The 17329-nt window shown below is 51.3% G+C and carries 13 protein-coding genes; 12 read left to right on the plus strand and 1 reads right to left on the minus strand.

Annotation, left to right across the window (positions count from 1 at the left end; all coding sequences use genetic code 11):
- The first annotated feature begins 34 nt into the window (after positions 1 to 34).
- The 3 genes from D0C16_RS20185 to D0C16_RS20195 all read left to right on the plus strand — a co-directional run bounded on the left by D0C16_RS20185 (position 35) and on the right by D0C16_RS20195 (position 4350).
- The gene (locus tag D0C16_RS20185; protein ID WP_151034007.1) at positions 35 to 1522 is read left to right on the plus strand and encodes an NAD(P)H-hydrate dehydratase; all 1488 of its coding nucleotides are present in this window, start codon (positions 35 to 37) and stop codon (positions 1520 to 1522) included.
- Positions 1522 to 1968, plus strand: coding sequence for a tRNA (adenosine(37)-N6)-threonylcarbamoyltransferase complex ATPase subunit type 1 TsaE (tsaE, locus tag D0C16_RS20190; protein ID WP_191968567.1), 447 nt, complete (start codon positions 1522 to 1524; stop codon positions 1966 to 1968). Before D0C16_RS20185 ends, tsaE begins: the two co-directional genes overlap by 1 nt.
- A 150-nt stretch (positions 1969 to 2118) precedes the next feature.
- Positions 2119 to 4350 (plus strand): EAL domain-containing protein, encoded by a 2232-nt coding sequence (locus D0C16_RS20195; protein WP_151034008.1) that lies wholly within the window; start codon positions 2119 to 2121, stop codon positions 4348 to 4350.
- Positions 4351 to 4399: 49 nt separating this feature from the next.
- Here D0C16_RS20195 and traF read toward each other — a convergent pair whose 3' ends face one another.
- Positions 4400 to 5764: a conjugal transfer protein TraF gene (gene traF / locus D0C16_RS20200; RefSeq protein ID WP_151034009.1), complete on the minus strand. Its 1365-nt coding sequence runs from the start codon at positions 5762 to 5764 to the stop codon at positions 4400 to 4402.
- 267 nt (positions 5765 to 6031) lie between these two features.
- Here traF and D0C16_RS20205 point away from each other — a divergent pair, with 267 nt between their 5' ends.
- The 9 genes from D0C16_RS20205 (at position 6032) to D0C16_RS20245 (ending at position 17192) form a co-directional block, all read left to right on the plus strand.
- Positions 6032 to 7756 carry an N-acetylmuramoyl-L-alanine amidase gene (locus D0C16_RS20205; RefSeq protein ID WP_225318777.1) on the plus strand — a complete coding sequence of 575 codons (1725 nt, stop codon included), beginning with the start codon at positions 6032 to 6034 and terminating at the stop codon, positions 7754 to 7756.
- A gap of 50 nt (positions 7757 to 7806) precedes the next feature.
- Positions 7807 to 9690: a DNA mismatch repair endonuclease MutL gene (mutL, locus tag D0C16_RS20210; RefSeq protein ID WP_151034010.1), complete on the plus strand. Its 1884-nt coding sequence runs from the start codon at positions 7807 to 7809 to the stop codon at positions 9688 to 9690.
- Positions 9690 to 10694, plus strand: coding sequence for a tRNA (adenosine(37)-N6)-dimethylallyltransferase MiaA (gene miaA / locus D0C16_RS20215; protein ID WP_151034011.1), 1005 nt, complete (start codon positions 9690 to 9692; stop codon positions 10692 to 10694). The genes mutL and miaA overlap by 1 nt, the downstream gene beginning before the upstream one ends.
- 125 nt (positions 10695 to 10819) lie before the next feature.
- Positions 10820 to 11086, plus strand: a complete 267-nt coding sequence (hfq, locus tag D0C16_RS20220) for an RNA chaperone Hfq (protein WP_039912679.1) — start codon at positions 10820 to 10822, stop codon at positions 11084 to 11086.
- Between the two features lie 29 nt (positions 11087 to 11115).
- Positions 11116 to 12444 carry a ribosome rescue GTPase HflX gene (gene hflX, locus D0C16_RS20225; RefSeq protein ID WP_151034012.1) on the plus strand — a complete coding sequence of 443 codons (1329 nt, stop codon included), beginning with the start codon at positions 11116 to 11118 and terminating at the stop codon, positions 12442 to 12444.
- A gap of 51 nt (positions 12445 to 12495) precedes the next feature.
- Positions 12496 to 13626, plus strand: a complete 1131-nt coding sequence (gene hflK, locus D0C16_RS20230) for an FtsH protease activity modulator HflK (RefSeq protein WP_151034013.1) — start codon at positions 12496 to 12498, stop codon at positions 13624 to 13626.
- Complete coding sequence (hflC, locus tag D0C16_RS20235; protein ID WP_151034014.1) at positions 13626 to 14501, plus strand: protease modulator HflC; 876 nt, start codon at positions 13626 to 13628, stop codon at positions 14499 to 14501. Before hflK ends, hflC begins: the two co-directional genes overlap by 1 nt.
- Before the next feature lie 176 nt (positions 14502 to 14677).
- A complete protein-coding gene (locus D0C16_RS20240) occupies positions 14678 to 15853 on the plus strand; it encodes an ATP phosphoribosyltransferase regulatory subunit (RefSeq protein WP_151034015.1) in 1176 nt (391 codons plus the stop codon).
- A gap of 40 nt (positions 15854 to 15893) precedes the next feature.
- Entirely contained in the window at positions 15894 to 17192 is a 1299-nt protein-coding gene (locus D0C16_RS20245; RefSeq protein ID WP_151034016.1) for an adenylosuccinate synthase, read from the plus strand.
- Positions 17193 to 17329: the final 137 nt, after the last annotated feature.

Raw genomic sequence — 17329 nt, forward strand, 5'->3', positions numbered from 1 at the left:
CGCCCCGTTCGCCGTATCAGCCTGGGAATTTGCCATGAAAATCACCGCCGACTCACCTTTTTTGTACACCGCTACCGAGGCCTATGCCATAGATGCCGCTGCCATAGCTACAGGCATTCTCTCCATCCAACTCATGAAACGCGCCGGGCGCGCGGCCTTTGAATTGGTGTGCGAGCGCTTCCCGGATGCCAGCTTGATCAGCATTTATGCCGGTGGCGGCAACAATGGTGGTGATGGTTATGTGTTGGCTGGCCTGTTGGCACAGCGGTTGTTCCCGGTACAGGTGATTGCCTTGGTAGCGCCGGATCAACTGCGCGATGAAGTGCGTCAGGCTTATGAGTTTGCTGTTCAGGAGGGTGTGACGGTGGTGCCACCCGGGGCCCAGCCCACCGAGGGCATTATTGTGGATGCCATGCTGGGGATAGGTTTGAAAGGTGCGGTGCGCACTGAATGCGCCGCAGCGATTGAGCAGATCAATACCGGTGGTTTGCCGGTTATCGCCCTGGACATCCCATCGGGCTTACAAGCGGATACCGGCGCAGTGGCAGGCCCGGCAGTCCAAGCGCAAATTACCCTAACCTACATAGGCGTTAAGCGGGGATTATTGACGGGGCGCGGCCCGGCACTCTGTGGTGAGTTAGTACTGGCTAATCTGGCAGTGCCCGATTCCTCTTATTCGGAGGTGTCGCCAACCGCTGAGAGGCTGCATTTGAATCAGCTCCTGCCGCTGCTCGCGACGCGCGCTGCTGATGCGCACAAAGGCGATTTTGGCCATGTAATGGTGATCGGTGGTGATACTGGTTTTGGCGGCGCTGCGCTTATGGCGGCTGAAGCAGCGGCGCGTACTGGCGCAGGCTTGGTGAGTATTGCGACTCGTCCGGAACATATTCCGGCAATTCTGGCGCGTCGCCCGGAAATTATGGCGTGTGGTGTGGTATCCGGACAGGAGCTTGAGCCTTTGCTTGCACGCCCAACCGTATTGGTTGTTGGCCCAGGTTTGGGGCGTTCGCCCTGGTCGGAGCAGATGTTGCAGCAGGCAGTAAAAAGTGGCCTGCCTCTGGTGCTGGATGCCGATGCACTCAATATCCTCGCGGCTGGACGAGTGGTTCCCGCCAGTGTGAAGCGCGACAACTGGCTGCTGACCCCGCACCCGGCGGAAGCGGCGCGGCTGTTGGGCCAGGCTACCGCTGAGGTACAGGCGGATCGCTTTGCCGCCGTGCGTGCGCTTCAATCCAAATACAACGCCAGTGTCATTCTTAAAGGGGCTGGCAGCCTGGTGACATCGGCCAATGAAACTATTGGCGTGGTGACCGATGGCAACCCGGGGATGGCGACCGGTGGTATGGGCGATGTGCTTTCCGGCATCCTCGGTGGTTTGATTGCCCAAGGGGTATCGCTTGCTGATGCGGCGCGTCTGGGTGCGGTCGTTCATGCCTGCGCTGGTGACTTGGCCGCTGCCGATCACGGCGAGCGTAGCTTGCTCGCTACGGATTTAATCCCCTATCTGGGTGAATTACTCTGATGAACCATTACGAATTTCAGTTGGATAATGACGAGCAAATGGTTGCCTTTGGCGAGCGCCTGGGGCATGTTTTGGCGGCCTGCGAAGGTGCAATGTCGGTGTATTTGCAGGGCGATTTGGGTGCGGGAAAAACCACGCTTAGTCGCGGCATACTGCGCGCCTTTGGCCACACCGGTGCTGTAAAAAGCCCAACGTATACCCTGGTTGAACCCTATGAATTTGGCGGACGCAAACTGTTCCACTTTGATTTGTATCGATTGGGAGATCCGGAAGAGTTGGAGTACATGGGCATTCGCGACTACTTTGTGGCGCCCAACATCTGCTTGATCGAATGGCCCGAGCGCGGTTTCAGCTTGCTGCCGACCGCCGACATTGCTTTGCAAATACGTCAGGCTCCTGTTGGCCGCCATATTTTGTTACAAACTCAGCTTTCGCTGGTGATTTAACATCGCCGCAAGTTGGTGAAAACCCTGAATCTGGCCTAGGCTTGGGGTTACAGCTCCATTTGAGTGTCATGCCCTGGCCTTTACTCCCCCCTCCTTTGAACCCTGCCGCGCGGAGAGACTGACCAGTAGTTAGTGTGGTGAGGGATATTCATGCACAAACAACCACTTGTTCGGCCCAGGCCCTTTGCTGGTCGGGTACGAAGCTTTTTGCTGTGGCTGGTGTTTACCAGCCTTAGCTGCCAAGCCAATGACGCTCCCCAGCGCGTATTGTTTGGCGGGGATGCCGAGTTTCCCCCGCTCGAATGGATGGAGAAAAACCAGGCTAAAGGCTTTAACGTGGAGTTGGCCCGGGAGATTGCAAAGACCGGTGGCAGCAAAGCTGAGCATCAGCTGGGTAACTGGCCGGATATGATGCGTGCACTGGAAGAGGGGCGCATCGACGTGATGCCCATGTATTACTCCGCTGAGCGGGCCAAGCGCTTTATTTTTACCCATGCCTATTACTACCCTTCCCATTCCATCTACGCCTTACCCGGTGCAGTGCGCGTTTCCTCTATTGATAATCTACACGGTCATAAGGTGGTGGTTGAGCAGGAATCTTTCGCTCATCAGCAATTGCGCAGCTCTGCTATTCAACCTGAGTTAGTGGTTACTGCGAATACGGTTACTGCGATAGAGGCCTTACTGCATGGCGACGCGGAATATGCAGTGCTGACCAGTCTCGCCGTTGACAGTCTGCTTAAAAAAAATGATTGGCGACTGGAGCGCATGGGCGTTCCTTTTTGGTCGCGCGGTTATGCGTTTGCGGTCAATAAAAACAAACCGGAACTGGCGGAGTGGCTGCAGGACTCGCTCAGTGAAACTATCGCTTCAGGGCGCTACCAGCAACTCTATGAAAAATGGGTACCAGAACTCGAGCCTTCTGCTGCTGATACGTCATTGATGAATAGTCTGTGGCTGGCGTTAGCGACCATAGTTGCTCTTCTACTAATCGCCGCAGGCTGGTACTGGAGCATTAAGCGCACGGTCGCCGTCCATACACGGGAGCTTCGCGATGCACTCACTCAGCGCGAAATGGCAGAGCACGAGCTGCGCTACCTCGCTAATTTTGATGCGCAAACCGGTTTAGCCAAGCTGCAACATTTTATTGAGCAAGTGGATGATTATTTTCACTCGCACCAGCAGCCAGTTAAACAGGAAAAAGAAATCCTGATTGTAAAACTGGTGGATCTGGATGTGATTGTGCGCACCTTTGGTTTCTCACGCGCGGAGTTGGTGGTCAACGCGTTTGCCATGCATCTGGTGAAGTTAACTGACGCCATGTCAGCGTATCTCGGGCGTGGGGTGTTCGCGATTTTTACCAATAAGTGTAACGCGCAAGTGTTGTTGGATCGTCTAATGACGGATATGTCGAATTCAGATCCCGGCTTGAATTCGCAATTCGTGGGTGGCTCTGCCTATTGGCCAGAGCATGGGCGTTCAGCCGGAAAGTTAATGCGCCATGCAGAAACCGCCATGGCCATGAGTGTTGCGCGCCGTCGCCGCTGGATGGCTTATGAAACAGCAATGGAACCCAGTCGTTTGGACTTGGATATTATTTCAATTTTTATTGACGGTAATGTGCAAGGACTTTTTCCTGTCTTCCAGCCGCAGCTGGATTTACGCAGCGGTAAAATTACCTCTGCCGAAATACTGGTACGTTGGCAACATCCGCGCCTGGGGTTTATTCCACCCAACGTATTTATTCCGTTGTTGGAAAACTCCGGCTTAATCGAGCAGGTCACCGCGCAAATGATAGACGAGGCCGTGCGTGTGGCTGTGCTCTTACGCAAACGCAATCTGCCTTGCGCTATTAGTGTCAATATTGCAGCGTTTGATCTGATTGAAACCAACCTTGGTGAAGCCATCAGTCACGCACTGGTACGCTATCAGGGGTTGCCAAGTGATATTAAATTGGAGCTGACCGAGACATCGGTTGCCAGCGATCCGCAGCGGGTGAAGCAGGTGTTATTGGAATTGAGCGAATTGGGTGTCTATGCCTCGGTCGATGATTTTGGTACTGGCTATTCATCGCTTTCCTATTTAAGCCTATTCCCTATTCGCGAATTAAAAATCGATCGCACGTTTGTTAGTGACATGATCGGCAATCCTCGCAATCACAGCATTGTGCGTTCCACCATTTTAATGGCGCGCGAGCTTGGTTTAACAACTGTTGCCGAGGGAGTGGAGGACGACCAAACTCTGCAAATGCTGAAAAAAGACGGCTGCGATCTGGCGCAAGGTTACGTGATTGCCAAACCTATGGCAGAAGTAGAATTTATTGAATTTATGCGCGCTCATGCCGCGCAGGTATTTGATGTGAGCCAGTTTATGAAACGGTAGCGAGTTACGAAAAAGTGGCGAGCATAAAAACGAAAAAACGGGATGCAACCTAAAAGGTCCATCCCAGTTGCAAACCTCCGCCCTGATAATTCCCACCGCTCGCATAGGCAATATCCACCACGAAACGCTTCCAGCGATAACCAAGCCCCGCGCTTGCCATATTCTCGTGAAGACCGGTTTGATCATTGCGATAACCGGCGCGCAACGCCAGGCTATCCCAAAACACATATTCTGCCCCGAGCGATAACTCCTGGGTACCGGCTTCTTCGGCCATGGGGGTGGATTCATCCAGGTCGTAATCCAATCCAACACTGAAGTTATCACCCACATACCCCAAGCCCATGCGCGCCCTTGAACTCAAGGTGACTTTCAAATCAGGGGCGGGTTCGCCCGTCACCGGATCAGGGTCTTGTTGCGTGCTAAACGTTTTTTTGAAGGCGTCCTTCAGGGTAAGACTCACACGGTAGTGCTCCGCAATAGTGGCGGCTATGCCAAAGTCAGCGTTAAACGCCAAATGAGTTTCCTGGCTATCTTTAAATTCGTCCTCGGCTTCATCCACCGAATCCAGGCCATCGTTGAAGTCGGCAGTATCGCGGAAGGCATCCCCGCGCATTAATTTGGGGGTGATACCCACGGCGATTGATTGGTCAAAAAACTCAAATTGTTTAGCCATCGCCATACCCCATTCGCTCACAATCAAGGCGCTGACATCAGCGTTGGACGTAAGCGTGGCGGTCGGGTCAATCAGCTGGCCGCGGCTATTGATAAGGTGCGGGTAGTCGGCCGCTACACTCGTGAGAGCTTCACCAGTGGCAACGCGCCCCATGGAATCTATGTAATCACCTAGCAGGGCGCGATCGGACTCGCTCACGTTGGCAACGCCGCCAGCCAAGGCTCGCGCGCCAAAATAAAATCCACCGCCCTCGCGATTACTCGGCTCGCTAATGTTAAAGCCGATAAAACTGTCGAGCGATAAATCGTCTTGCGCAATATCGTCCAGTACATCGCGCAAGTCGGTAGCGACATCGCGAATCAATCCAGCCGTGGTTTCTATCGGTGCATCGTTGAAGTTTTCGATCGCGCTACTCAGTTGGGTATCCAGCTCATCCTCTATTGCGTCAATGGCCGATTCCGTCCCGTCGGTAAACTGTACGACCAGGTTGGGAATGTAAACTCGCCCATCGCGCCCGGCCTCTTCCTCTTCTTCGTGAAAGGCGAGCAAGGCGGGATTGTAAAACGCCGCCTGAGCATGGCTGCCTATAGCCGTAGCCGCACCGCCCATCGCGAGGGCACGCGAATCGTAAATCCCGTAGCTAATGGCGAATGCTGGCGAACAACTGCAAGCAGCGACTAGCAATGCCTGATATTTGGCCAGTGGCCTGAAATAGCGATAAGGGCGGGAAAATACGGGCATAAGCTATACCGTTGCTAGTGTTGGGCGCCAATCATGCAGAAGCTGGTTTGAGTATAGTCGTGCCTGGTTCACAGAATAGCGGGAAAGTTTCCGGTTCCAAGTCGGTTAAACGGTGATCTAATTGGCAATTTTGCTAGAGTGAAATCGGGGTTTTGCGGTAAAGTGCGCCTGTTGTCGTGCCAGTGAAATAATAGAAGTTGCGACTTTATAACCACAAAAAGCTGTTGCTATCAGCAGATAGAGAGTATCCCAGTTTTGAATTTGCCTATGTCTTCTATGCGCCGTGCTGGTGGAGTTATTTTTCTGGGGCTGCTTTTTATAGCCCAGGCTGCCCAGTCGGCAACGGTTAACGGCGTGCGCGTGTGGCGCGCTCCTGACCACACTCGCATAGTGCTGGACCTGGACGCACCCGCGCAGCACAGCCTGACCCTCGCCAATAACCCCGACCGAATTATTTTGGATGTGCCCGCGAGTCAATTAAATGCTGGCCTCACTAAATTGCCATTGGCCGATACACCGGTGTTGGCCATTCGCAGCTATGTGCAAAACAAAACTGATTTGCGCTTGGTGCTGGACTTAAAAGCGAAAATTGCCCCCAACAGTTTTTTACTCAAAGCCCACGGCGGTATGCATGATCGCTTGGTCATTGATCTTTACGATGAGCCTGCGGCAACCTCTACCGCGGTAAGTACGACGGCTGTTAGTGAAAAGCCTGCGGCCGTCAATGAAAAGCTCGCGGCAAGTCCCGCCGTGAATAATCCTCCACCAAGCACTGCACCTGTGGCGGCAACCAAGCCGGCTCCGGCACCAACTGTCAACGATAAAACACCGGCGCCCGCGAATGTGGATTTGCAAGGAAAACGCACGATTATAATTGCGGTTGATGCGGGGCATGGCGGTGAGGACCCGGGCGCTATGGGGCCGAATCGCATCCGCGAAAAAGAAGTGACACTCGCCATCGCCAAAGAATTGATAGCAGCGATTAATGCCCAGCCTGGCTTTAGCGGAAAGCTAACGCGCACGGGCGATTATTTTATTCCACTGAAAAAACGCCGCGATATTGCGCGCACTATGAAAGCGGATTTATTTGTTTCAATTCACGCTGATGCATTTCACAAAGCCAGCGCGCGCGGTGCATCGGTCTTTGCCCTATCTCGCAACGGTGCCACCTCTGAGACTGCGCGCTTTTTGGCGGAGCGTGAAAACGAATCGGATTTAATTGGCGGTGTGGGTAACATCAGCCTCGATGATAAAGATCAGGTGCTCGCGGGGGTGTTGGTGGATCTATCCATGACCGCAACATTGAACTCCAGTTTACAGGTTGGACATCATGTGCTGAGCTCCTTGGGTGGCATTGCGCACTTGCACAAGCGTCATGTGGAACAAGCGGGCTTTATGGTGTTGAAATCGCCCGATGTTCCTTCCATTTTGGTGGAGACGGGTTTTATCTCCAATCCGGATGAATCGCGCAAGCTGGCGACGCAGGCGTATCGCAAACAAATGGCGAGTTCAGTCTTTAAAGGAATTCGCCAATATTTTTACCAGCATCCACCGGCAGGAACCTATGTTGCTGCGCAATTGCAATCGGGCGGCATTAAAGATTTTGAGCGGCAGCACACGGTGGTCGCTGGCGATAGCTTGTCCGCGATTGCTGCTCGTTACGGTGTGAGTAGCCAGCAGCTGATGCGTCACAATAATATGAAAGATTCTGTAGTAAAACTCGGACAAGTTTTGAGAATCCCCGTGAACGGTACCAGTGCAGCAGTCGCACCCATTGCCGTTGCGCCGGTGGCGCCCACAACCTTGCCGGTATCTAGACCGATAATTCCGCAAACTGCCGCACTGCCGCGCCAACACAAAGTAATCGCTGGCGATACTTTGTCGGGTATTGCGACTCGCTACGGTGTATCGGTAACGCAGTTGTTGCGTCACAATAATATGAAAAACCCAACAGTGAAAATCGGGCAAACCATTAAAATTCCCGCTTCATAATACGGCTTTACGTTTCGCTATTTTTGAAAACGATCAACGCGGTTTTTTCCATGCGCAAAATTAAATTACTCAGTCCGCGCCTTGCCAACCAGATCGCCGCTGGTGAGGTGGTGGAGCGTCCTTCTTCCGTTATCAAGGAGTTGCTCGAAAACTCCCTGGATGCGGGGGCTACGCGTTTGGAGATCGACGTGGAAGAAGGTGGCATCAAATTAATGCGCGTGCGCGATAATGGTGGTGGCATTGAAAGGGATGATCTGCCACTCGCACTGAGTCGTCACGCAACCAGCAAAATTTACGAGCTTGATGATCTTGAAGCCGTAGCTACTTTAGGTTTCCGTGGGGAGGCACTGGCGAGTATCAGCTCGGTGGCGCGCCTGGCGTTAATCAGCAGTACCACAGAAGACAGCGCCGGTTGGCAAGTGGTGGCGGAAGGTCGCGATATGGAAACACAAGTGTCGCCCGCACCACATCCGCGCGGAACTACAGTTGAAGTACGTGATTTATTTTTTAACACCCCGGCGCGACGTAAATTTTTGCGCACTGATAAAACCGAATACACGCATTTGGAAGATGTAGTGAAGCGTTTGGCGCTCTCGCGTTTCGATGTTGCTTTTAATTTGCGTCACAACAATCGCGCCATTTATTCCTGGCGTGCGGGCGATTCGCAACTGGAACAAGAGCGTCGTGTGGCGCAAGTCTGCGGCCCGGCGTTTATGGAAAATGCGGTGCATATCGATATCGAGCGCAGCGGTCTGCGTTTATGGGGGTGGGTTGCGCAGCCAACCTTTTCGCGCAGCCAGGCGGACTTACAGCACTTTTATGTCAATGGTCGCGCAATTCGCGACAAGTTAGTGAGCCATGCAGTACGCCAAGCTTATCAGGATGTGTTGTACCATGGTCGCCACCCGGCATTCGTGTTGTATCTGGAATTGGATCCGTCGACCGTTGATGTCAATGTCCATCCCACCAAACACGAAGTGCGTTTTCGTGATAATCGCAGTGTGCACGATTTTATTTATTCAAGTTTGCATCACGCTCTGGCGCGCGTGCGCCCGGAAGATACGCTGGCGCGACGCGACACCAGCGAAAGTGATGACACACCCGGCGTGAATCCATTTGCTCTTTCTTCACCAAAAGCTGTTCAAGGTATTGCAGCCGGTGAATTTAAAGGGCAGGAAACGATTGGTTTTCGCGCACCGGTTTCGTCGGGTTATCAAAGTAATTATCAATCTTCGTTTAGATCATCGTCGCCTGATGAAAATACTGTACGGGAACAAATGGCGGTATATGGCGCGTTGCATGCATCGCCATTAATAAATAATCCGTTGCCGGAAACCCACAGTGAAGATATTCCGCCGTTGGGTTACGCGCTCGCCCAACTGAAAGGAATTTATATCCTGGCGGAAAATGCGCAAGGTTTAATTCTTGTGGATATGCATGCAGCGCATGAGCGGATTACCTACGAACGCATGAAAGAGTCATTTGGCTGCGGAGGTATCCAAACGCAGCCACTGCTGGTGCCGGAATCGATTGCAGTTAGCGAAAAAGAAGCGGACTGTGCCGAAAATTTCAGTGATATTTTTAAAAGCCTCGGGTTTGAATTGCAACGCGCTGGGCCGGAAACCATTTTGATTCGCCAGATTCCGGTGATTCTAAATCGCGCGAAAGTTGAGCAGCTGGTGCGCGATGTGCTTTCCGATTTAATTGAGCACGGCACCAGCGAGCGCATCCAACATCACATCAATGAAATTCTCGGCACTATGGCCTGTCACGGTTCGGTACGGGCCAACCGCAAACTCACTATTCCGGAAATGAATGCGTTGTTGCGTGATATGGAAGCCACTGAGCGCAGCGGTCAATGTAATCACGGCCGACCAACCTGGTTACTCCAGTCGCTGGATGATCTGGATAAACTATTTATGCGTGGTCAGTAATGAGTGCAGTTAGCGTGCAAAAATTGCCGGTGATTTTTTTAATGGGGCCAACGGCTTCCGGAAAAACAGATCTTGCTGTTGCCTTACGCCATCAGTTACCCGTGGAGTTGATTAGTGTGGACTCCGCCCTGGTTTATCGCGGGATGGATATAGGCACCGCAAAACCGACAGCCGAAGAGTTGGCCGCTGCGCCGCATCGCCTGATTGATATTCGCGATCCCTCGGAACCTTACTCAGTAGCAGATTTTCTCGCCGATGCGGAGCGCGAAATTGCCGATATTCATCGCGCCGGAAAAATTCCGTTGTTGGTTGGTGGAACCATGCTTTATTTTCGTGCGCTTTTGGATGGTTTGGCTGAAATGCCTGCGGCAGATGCAGACGTGCGTGCGCAGATCGAGCGCGAGGCAGACGAGTTTGGCTGGTCCTACATTCATCAGCAGCTCACAGCGGTGGATCCGCAGACAGCCGCAGAGATTCATCCCAATCATTCGCAGCGGTTAAGTCGTGCGTTGGAAGTTTATCGGGTGAGTGGCAAAACCATGTCGCAACTGCGAGAGTTGCAACATTCACAGGCAAGTACGGGGTCAATCGCCGAGCGTTATGATCTCTACCAGTTGGCAATCGCTCCGCGTGATCGTTCTATCCTGCACAAACGTATTGAACAACGCTTTCAAATCATGCTCAAAAAAGGCTTGATTGAAGAAGTGCGCGCGCTTTATGAGCGCGGCGATTTGCACAAAGACCTGCCTGCAATTCGCGCGGTCGGGTATCGTCAAGTGTGGGATTACTTTGATGGGCTATGGGATTACAACGAGATGACGGAGCGTGGAATTATCGCCACGCGTCAGTTGGCCAAAAGACAATTCACCTGGTTGCGCGGTTGGTCGACAAGTGCAAATACTGATCTACACTGGTTATTCACGGAGACTGAGCAGGGAATTTCACTCACAAAGGAAGAAATTGTGCGTTGCGCCTTGAATTTTATAGGCACGAGAGCCATATAATACCCACGTGAGAACCCTAGTCAGATTTTCATGCATTCTTCCACCCCCTCCTTACTGGGTGTATTAGGTGTTTCGGGTGGGTAATTTTTGCTTTCTTATTATTTATTGTCCCGAGGAGAATAAACATGTCAAAAGGGCATAGTTTACAAGACCCTTACCTGAACGTTCTGCGTAAAGAACGCGTACCTGTGTCCATTTACCTGGTAAATGGCATCAAGTTACAGGGCCAGGTTGAATCATTTGATCAGTTCGTAGTGCTGCTGAAAAATACTGTAAGCCAAATGGTTTACAAGCACGCAATCTCTACCGTAGTCCCATCCCGTGCGGTACGTGTGCCACTGCTCAATGAAGCTGGTGGTATCGAAGGCGAAGAAGACGAGCAAGCTGAGTAATCTATCAATCCAATTGAATAGGTCGCTAATTGTTTTTTGATCGCCCAGAATCAGGTGAGCTGGCTGTGCTGGTTCACCTGAACTTGTCTCATGGCCAAGATGCCGAAGACCCTCGCGAATTTGAAGAGTTGGTTTTGTCAGCAGGAGGTGATCCTGTTGCTTTTCTGACCGGCTCTCGTATTGTCCCCACTGCAAAATTTCTAATCAGTACTGGCAAGCTCGAGGAGCTGCGGCAGTTGGTTGTCGAGCACAAAGCCGAGCTGGCAATTTTTAATCACACGTTGACTCCGAGTCAGGAGCGTAATCTAGAGCGCGAATTGCAGTGTCGCGTATTGGATCGTACGGGGCTGATTCTGGATATTTTTGCCCAGCGCGCCCGCACCTTTGAGGGTAAATTACAGGTTGAGCTGGCGCAGTTGCGCCACACAGCTACGCGCTTGATTCGCGGCTGGACCCACCTTGAGCGACAAAAGGGCGGTATAGGTTTGCGTGGCCCGGGTGAAACCCAGCTTGAGACTGACCGCCGTTTGTTGCGCAATCGTATTACTATGATTGAACAGCGCTTGGAGAAAGTGCGTTCCCAGCGTGAGCAGGGGCGCCGCTCGCGGCAGCGCGCTGCAATTCCCACAGTGTCTTTGGTGGGTTATACCAACGCTGGAAAATCCACATTGTTTAATCGTGTTACCGGTGCGGATGTTTATGCTGAGAATCAGTTGTTTGCGACTTTGGATCCAACCATGCGCCGTATTGAGCTTGCCGACATAGGTGCGGTCGTTATGGCTGATACAGTGGGGTTTATCAGTCATCTTCCGCACAAATTGGTAGAAGCGTTTCGTGCGACGTTAGAGGAGGCCAGTAACTCAACTTTACTTCTGCATGTGATAGATTCAGCGGCAGAAGAGCGGGTTCGCAATATTGAGCAGGTCGAGCTGGTGCTGGAGGAAATTGATGCTGCTGAATTGCCGCAATTGCGTGTTTACAATAAAGTCGATTTGCTAACAGATACTGAGCCTCATATTGATCGCGATGATGCGGGAAAGCCTGTTGCCGTTTGGTTATCTGCACAAACTGGTGCTGGTTGTGAGTTGTTACAAGAGGCTATATCCGAGCTTTTGGGTAAAGAAGTAGTTAATGGTCGTTTGGTATTAACTCACAAACAGGGGCGCTTACGCGCTATGCTTTATTCCCAGCAGGCAGTGGTCGCGGAAGATTATCGTGACGATGGCGCCAGTCTTTTACAGATACGTGTACCCAAAAGCGATTTGTTGCGAATCCTCAGTGTTGAATCAATGGCATTTGAGGAATTGGTTTGGGCGGATGCGGTTCCCGCTGAACAGGATTTATCGGGGGAGTTGTAATGCGGTGTAACAACCCCCAGAACCCTATTATTTTTGATCTGGAGAAAAACTATGGCCTGGAATGAACCGGGAAAAGACAAAGACCCATGGGGTGGCCGCGGCGGTGGTAACAATAACGACGGCCCACCGGATTTGGACGAGGCATTCAAAAAGTTGCAAGACAAGCTGAATGGTATTTTTGGTGGCGGCTCAGGCGGTGGTAAATCTTCTGGCGGCACCAATTTAACTCCATTTATCGCGATAGCGAGTTTTATTGTGTTGGTGGTTTATTTAGGTACCGGTTTTTACCAGGTGGATGCGAAAGAGCGTGCGGTAGTGTTGAAGTTCGGTGCTTTCTCTGAGATTAAAACGGAAGGTCTCAATTGGAATGCGCCGTTAATTACAGATGTCTACATAGTAAACGTGACTGGAGAGCGTCAATATCCTTCGCGCGGTCTTATGTTGACCGAAGATGAAAGCATTGTTGAGTTGCCAATTACGGTGCAATACAACGTTTCCGATGTGAAATCCTATGTGCTTAACGTACGTGACCCTGAAGTTAGTTTACGTCATGCAACCGATTCGGCGGTGCGTCACGTGGTAGGTTCTACTGAGTTGAATCAGGTTTTATCAGAAGGGCGCCAAGCAATTGCTGCCGAAGTGAAACAGCGCTTACAGGCGTATATGGATTCGTATGGTGCTGGGATTCAGGTTATTAACGTGAATATCCAGGAAGCTCGCCCCCCAGAAGAGGTTCGCTCGGCATTTGACGATGTTATTAAAGCGAAAGAAGACGAAGCTCGGCTGAAGAATCAGGCACAGGCGTACGCTAACGGGATAATTCCTGAAGCGCGTGGTCGTGCGCAACGCATGCTGGAAGAAGCTGAGGCATACAAAGCAGAAGTTGTGGCTCGGGCAGAGGGTGAATCTGATCGTTTCGAAAGCTTGCTGACGGAATACAAGCGTGCCCCTGAAGTTACTCGCCAGCGACTGTATATCGAGACTATGGAAGGAGTTATGTCCAAGTCGTCCAAGGTTATGGTGGACGTGGCCGGTGGAAACAATATGTTGTATTTGCCTTTGGATCGTATGGGTAATCGTTCAAGTGTCGTGGAGCCGCAGGCTCAAACAGACAGCTTCAACTCGCGCATGACACCGAGTGTTGAAGCTACCAAACCGCTTGTACGTAGGGAGTTGCGCTAATGTCTAATAAAGGTTTTTTTGCTCTTATCCTGTTAGTTATTGGATTGTTGGTAGTCTCCAGCAGTGTTTATGTGGTTACCGAGCGCGAACGTGCAGTAGTGTTGCAGTTTGGTCGTTTGGTGAAGGCTGATGTTCCGCCAGGGTTGCATTTTAAGCTGCCATTTGCGGAGAAGGTGCGCAAATTTGATGCTCGATTACTTACAGCAGACATGACCCCGGAGAGTTTCTTTACGGTAGAGAATAAACGTTTGGTGGTGGACTCTTACATCAAGTGGCAAGTGAAAGATGTGGAAACTTACTACAAGGCGACTGGTGGTGATGAAATGCTGGCAGAAGATCGGCTGGCTCAGCGTGTTGCAGATGGTCTGCGCAACCAATTTGGTCGCCGTACCCTGCATGATGTGGTCTCCGGCAAGCGCGATGAACTGATGAGCGAAATCACAGCAAGCATTAACGTAGATGCTATTAAGTTGCTGGGTATTGAAGTCAAGGATATCCGCGTAAAGCGCATTGATTTCCCGCCAGAAGCTAGTCAGTCTGTGTTTGCCCGTATGGCCGCGGATCGCGAAAAAGAAGCGCGCGAGTATCGCTCTCAAGGTAAAGAGCAGGCGGAAGTAATTGGTGCGGATGCTGACAAGCAACGTGCCGTGCTCGAGGCTAATGCCTATCGCGATGCCGAACGTATTCGCGGTGAGGGTGATGCGAAGGCAGCGGCCATTTTTGCAGAGGCTTACAGCAAAGATCCTGAGTTCTACAGTTTTGTGCGCAGTCTCAACGCCTATCGCCAAAGTTTTAGCGGCAAAGAGGATTTGATGGTTGTTGATCCTAAGAGCGACTTCTTCCGCTACTTAAAAGACCCGCACGGCAAAAACTGATTAATACAAGGTCCGCAACTGCGGGCCTTGTTGTTTTGGTCGGGCAACTTTTGCCAGCCAAGTTCAGATTTGGCCTACAAATCTGGTAACAAACAGTGTTAAAATGCCGCAACCGAGCCGCTCGCTCGGTTTTTTTATGCGCGTACGCCGGATTTTTGCTGAATATTGAGTCGCTTATGACCTACGCTGATCGCTGGTTATTACCGGATGGAGTGGAAGAAATTCTCCCCGCCGAGGCTAAAGCCATAGATACCTTGCGTCGTCGCCTGCTGGATCTCTATAGCACTTGGGGATATGACATGGTCATCCCTCCGCTGCTGGAGTACACAGATTCCCTGTTGATAGGGTTAGGGCGCGATGTTGATTTGCTTACATTTAAAGTTACTGACCAATTAAGTGGTCGCACCCTGGGTATACGTGCAGACATTACCCCTCAAACAGCGCGAATGGATGCCCATAGTTTTCATCGCGCAGGCGCTAATCGCTTATGTTACGCCGGGCACGTAGTTCATACTCGCCCCAAAAATCCGTTGGCTACCCGTACCCCTATTCAGGCGGGGCTTGAGCTTTACGGTGAGCCCAGCATTGCGGCAGATATAGAGGTGGTGTCGCTATTGCTAGAGTCACTGCGCGTCGCAGGTTTGGCTCGACAGCATATTGATTTGGGGCATGTTGGTATCTATCGCGCTATAGCAACCAGTGCCGGATTGACCAAAATCCAGGAAGAGACATTCTTTGAGTTGTTGCAACGCAAGGCGATGACTGAAATTTGCACTTGGGTAGAGTCCACGATAAGGCAGCCCGCTATTGCAGACCTGTTTTTAGCGTTGCCCGGTTTGGCTGGCGATAAATCTGTGCTGCAAAAGGCAAGAACTTTATTCGCCGGGCTAGATGATGCTTTATATGCTGTGGATCAATTGGCACAAGTTGCTGATGTTATTGAGCAGCGCTATCCCGCCGCAGAGTTATATTTTGACTTGGGCGAGTTGCGCGGCTACCACTATTTAACGGGTATGGTGTTTGCCGCTTTTGCTCCAGGTTATGGAAATCCCATCGCAAGTGGTGGTCGATATGATCACATCGGCGAAGTTTTCGGTCGTGCTCGTCCCGCAACCGGTTTTGCGGTGGATATCACTGCGATAAGCAAGTTGGGGCTTTTGCCGCGGACTTTTATCGGAGCAATTGCCGTCGTCGAATCTAATGATCAGCTGCAGTGGCAGAAAATAAGCGAGTTGCGTTCGCTCGGAGAGCGAGTAATTAGTGTTGGCGCATCGGCTGACTTGTCAGAGTTGGGGTGTGATCGCGTCCTGGTTTTACAGGATGGTCACTACCAAATTCAGCGCTTGAATTAATTCATTTTATTTTTATCTAGCACAGAGAGTTAAACCAGTCATGGGCAAGAACGTTGTGGTTTTGGGCACCCAGTGGGGTGATGAAGGCAAGGGCAAGATTGTTGATTTGTTAACGGATCAGGTCTCCCTGGTGACTCGCTTCCAGGGCGGACACAATGCGGGCCACACCTTGGTGATTGACGGAAAGAAAACCGTACTCCACCTCATTCCCTCCGGTATTTTGCGTGAAGGCGTTACTTGTTTGATAGGCAATGGTGTGGTTCTTTCTCCAGAGGCTCTGTTGAAAGAAATTGCCGGTTTGGAGGCGACTGGTGTTCCAGTGCGCAGTCGTTTGCGTTTGTCGCCAGCGTGCCCGTTAATTTTGCCTTACCACGTTGCGCTGGATCAGGCGCGTGAGCTCGCCCGTGGTGATGCCAAGATTGGCACTACAGGTCGCGGTATTGGTCCTGCGTATGAAGATAAAGTTGCTCGCCGAGGTCTGCGCTTGGGCGACTTGCTGGATCTGGATACCTTTGCTGTAAAACTGCAGGAAATCCTTTCGTATCACAACTTTGTGTTGACCAGTTATTTTAAAGTTGAGGCCGTTAGTTTCGACAAAGTGTTTGCCGATTGTAAATTGTGGGCAGAGCAGCTTATTCCAATGATGGCGGATGTTACCGAATTACTTCACACCGCGCGCGAACAGGGTGAAAGCATCCTTTTCGAAGGTGCTCAGGGTTCGTTACTTGATATTGACCATGGCACCTATCCCTATGTGACTTCATCCAACACCACCGCTGGTGGTACAGCAACAGGCTCCGGTTTCGGTCCTTTGTATCTCGATTATGTATTGGGTATTACTAAAGCGTATACAACTCGCGTTGGTTCTGGTCCATTCCCAACAGAATTGGGTTGTGAAATTGGAGAGTACCTGGGCAAAAAAGGTCATGAGTTTGGTGCTACCACTGGCCGCAAGCGCCGTTGTGGCTGGTTTGATGCTGTTGCGGTGCGTCACGCCAATCGCATCAACAGCGTCACTGGTATTTGCCTGACCAAGCTGGACGTGCTGGACGGTTTGGAGATTGTCAAAATCTGTATCGGTTATCAGGATGCTAAGGGTAATCCAATTGCCAGCATGCCTTATGATGCTGATGGTTGGGCTGGTCTCAAGCCAATTTACGAAGAAATGCCAGGTTGGAATGACTCCACCGTAGGTGCTCAAACATTAGAGGAATTGCCTGCCAACGCGCGTGCTTACATTCGTCGACTTGAGGAGTTAATCAAGGCGCCGATTGATATTATTTCTACCGGCCCTGACCGAGTTGAAACTATCGTCTTAAGGCATCCTTTTTTGGCGTAAAAGTCATTGTTATGTCGCATAAAATGCCCGTCAGAAATGATGGGCATTTTTATTTGTGAAACATAAAATCACCAGTGATTGATGCATTGGGTTTAAATTGATAGCGCTGTCAATTTACATTTTGGTTGCCTATATTT

It is taken from the genome of Cellvibrio sp. KY-GH-1 (assembly GCF_008806975.1).
Lineage (GTDB): Bacteria > Pseudomonadota > Gammaproteobacteria > Pseudomonadales > Cellvibrionaceae > Cellvibrio.